This window comes from Thermus sp. (genome assembly GCF_039793865.1).
Classification (GTDB): domain Bacteria; phylum Deinococcota; class Deinococci; order Deinococcales; family Thermaceae; genus Thermus.
On record NZ_JBAMMI010000082.1, the window covers coordinates 1 to 2,754 of the forward strand.

A 2,754-nucleotide genomic window follows, 5' to 3' on the forward strand; every position below is an offset into this window, starting at 1 on the left:
TAACACCCCATGCTGGCTTGCGCCAGCATGGGGGCCCCCGGAAAAGAACGCCCAAAGGGTAGAAAAAGCGCCCCGGGAGGCCAGAAGCCTGCCCCGAGGGGGGTAGCCTTTCCCACCCCTCGCGGAGAGGCAAAGGGTCCCTTAAGATAGGGGCATATGCGGGTTGCCCTTTTCATTGACGGGTCCTACATGTACCAGGCGGCCAGGCGCCTGGGCTGGAACGTGGACCATCGGCGGGTGATCACCCAGTTCGCCACCCCCGAGCAACTATACAACGCCTTCTACTACGTGCCCATCACCGATCCCGAGGACGAACGCCAGCAACGCTTCATTGACGCCCTGGTTTTCATGGGCTACACGGTGCGGAGCCGCCTGGTGCGGGGGGAGGCCCGCTTTGAGGCCATGATGGCCACGGACCTCCTCACCACCGCCCCCCGCTGGGACCGGGCCATCGTGGCCTCGGGCTCCGGGGACCTGGTGCACACCTTCCAGGCCCTAAGGGCCCTGGGCAAGGAACTTTACCTCCTGGGACTCCATGAGCTCGCCGACCTGGAGCTTCGCAACCAGGCCGACCGCTTCCTGAACCTCCCCGAATGGCGGGAGGTGTTGGAAAGGACCATGGGGGGGCGGCGCACCTACGCCGGGTATCCCCTCGAGGCCACGGTGGAAATGCCCCCTGCCCCAGCGGAGGAGACCGACGCCTAGGCGGAGGCCCTAAAAAGACGAGTTCCCCAGCGGAAACAAGTCTTTAGCCCGTGCCCCTAGGTCCCTGGCCCGCCTTTGTGCTCCTCCTTTTTTTCTTCCTGGCCCTGCCCCAAGCCCCCGCTCCGCCCCCCTCCCCAAGCCTCAGGGACCTCCTCCCCTACCCCAAGGAGGAGCGGGAGGCTCTTGTGGCCCTCTACCTCGCCCAGAAGACGAGCCTACACCTCCTCCTCGGAAAGGAGGCCGCCCGGGCCTACGACCGCCTCCTCCGCCTGGAGCTTAAGAACCAGCTCTCCGGCAAGCGCTCGGCCTTTTCCCGTCCGGAAGACGCCCTGAGGGCCGCCCACCGCTGGATCCTGGCCGTAGGCCAGGCGGTGCGGAAGGGCCCCGTCCACCTGGAAGGCCTACCCACCGCCCCCCACCACGTGCTGCCCCACGCCCGGGAGATCCGGGCGGCGGCGGGGGCCCTGCGGCTTCCCCCGGGCGTGCTGGCCGCCATCGTGGACAACGAGCAGTACGGGGGGGACAAGGCCCTGGGCCTCTCCCGGGGGGTGCGGGAGGTGGCGGACACCCTGGCCGAGGGGCTGGCGGAGGCCCAAGGGCAAGTCCCCCTAAGCCGCACCCTGGGCCTGGCCCAGATGAGCTGGGAGGACGCCCTCAAGCAAGAGGCCCGCCTCCTCCGCTTCGGGGCCTGGGACCCGCTAAGGCCCTTCCCCCACACCGAGGCCGAGGCCCGCAGGGCCCTCCTGGACCCCTACCTGAACCTTCTCTTCACGGCAAGCCGCCTGCGGGGCTACTTCAACGCCCTCCTCGGCCTCCCGCCGGAGGACACCCGGCCCCTGGAAGACCCCTGGCTCTACTACCTGGGCCCCGCCTGGCACAACTACCCCCTTAGGGCCCAGAACCTGGAGACCTGGGAGGACAGCTTCCACGGCTTCTTCAAGGGCCTTCTCTACCAGGTAGTGCTGGAGGGGCGCTGGGGCCTGGAGGGCCGCCGCCTCCTCCCCCTAAAGGCCTGGGGGCCGGGAGGGCCGGAGCCCCGACCCTCTCCCCTCCCCGGGGTTAGCCCCTAGATGCGCTCCATCCAGGGGAGGGGCTCCCCCGGGGGAAGCACGGGCCAGCGCCCCTCCCGCATGTGGCGGAGGATGGCCTCCACCGCCTCTTCCGCCTTCTCCACCCAGGCCCTGGGGTAGAGGGAGCGCTTGGCCAAAAACTCCTCCCGGTCAAAGACCTCGCAGGTGTGGTCGGCGCGGCACTTCACGTCCAGCTCCAGGTCGTACTGGCGGAAGCCCCTTCCCGTCCACTCCGCCGGGGTCTGGACGTTCCAGTAGTACTCCAGGACCCGCCCCTCCCGCACGTCGGGCCCCCCGGAGCACCAGGCCCCGGGGAAGAAGGCCACGTAGGCGTCGTGGTCCAGGACCACGGCCTTGCCCTTGGCGGCGTGGTGGAAGACCCCGCCCTGGGGGAGAAGGGTGAGGACCCCCTCCTCCCGCACCTCCACCACCTCCGCCTCCCAAAAGTAGTGGAGCCTATCCCCGGGGTACTTCCAAAACTCCACCCGCACCCGCGCCCCGGGAAGGACGGGGAAGGTCACCGCTTGGTGCTGATGCCGAGAAGCTTATAAAGGGCGCAGAAGCCGGTGATGGCGGTGAAGAGCAGGACCACCGCCACGAGGCCCAGGATCCAGCTCCAGGGAGAAGCGGACTGGAAGGCGAAGTAGAAGAGGACCAGGGCCAGGACAAAGCGGATCGCCCGGTCGGTGGTGCTTTCGTTGACCGTCATGGTTCACCTCCTGGCCCCAGTATAGCGGAAGAGGCGGGCCTTCGTGCTACAATAACCCCTTGGCGCGGGCCGTTAGCTCAATCGGTCAGAGCGGCCGGCTCATAACCGGTTGGTTGCAGGTTCAAGTCCTGCACGGCCCACCAGCCCCCTTGCCGGGGGCTTTTCCTTTTGCCACACTTGGGGCGTGGAGCCCCTTGAAGCCTTCCAGACCCTGGACCTCCGGGTGGGCCGGGTGGTGCGGGCCGAGCCCCACCCCAAGGCCAAAAAGCC

At 68.3% G+C, this 2,754-nt stretch carries 4 protein-coding genes, 1 tRNA gene and 1 pseudogene; 4 read left to right on the top strand and 2 right to left on the bottom strand.

Annotated elements, in window-relative coordinates:
- The first annotated feature begins 156 nt into the window (after positions 1-156).
- Both ABJK26_RS07435 and ABJK26_RS07440 read left to right on the top strand, forming a co-directional pair.
- Positions 157-705: an NYN domain-containing protein gene (locus tag ABJK26_RS07435; protein WP_347241649.1), complete on the top strand. Its 549-nt coding sequence runs from the start codon at positions 157-159 to the stop codon at positions 703-705.
- Positions 706-782: 77 nt separating this feature from the next.
- The gene (locus ABJK26_RS07440; protein WP_347241650.1) at positions 783-1,775 is read left to right on the top strand and encodes a hypothetical protein; all 993 of its coding nucleotides are present in this window, start codon (positions 783-785) and stop codon (positions 1,773-1,775) included.
- On the opposite strand, the gene ABJK26_RS07445 is transcribed toward ABJK26_RS07440, so the two are convergent.
- Both ABJK26_RS07445 and ABJK26_RS07450 read right to left on the bottom strand, forming a co-directional pair.
- A complete protein-coding gene (locus ABJK26_RS07445; protein WP_347241651.1) occupies positions 1,772-2,296 on the bottom strand; it encodes a DUF402 domain-containing protein in 525 nt (174 codons plus the stop codon). The two genes, ABJK26_RS07440 and ABJK26_RS07445, sit on opposite strands and share 4 nt — an antisense overlap.
- Positions 2,293-2,484 carry a DUF2892 domain-containing protein gene (locus tag ABJK26_RS07450; protein ID WP_347241652.1) on the bottom strand — a complete coding sequence of 64 codons (192 nt, stop codon included), beginning with the start codon at positions 2,482-2,484 and terminating at the stop codon, positions 2,293-2,295. Before ABJK26_RS07450 ends, ABJK26_RS07445 begins: the two co-directional genes overlap by 4 nt.
- 66 nt (positions 2,485-2,550) lie before the next feature.
- Here ABJK26_RS07450 and ABJK26_RS07455 point away from each other — a divergent pair.
- Positions 2,551-2,627: transfer RNA gene (locus tag ABJK26_RS07455), tRNA-Ile, on the top strand.
- Between the two features lie 41 nt (positions 2,628-2,668).
- A pseudogene (locus ABJK26_RS07460) lies at positions 2,669-2,754 on the top strand (tRNA-binding protein); the annotation flags it as partial.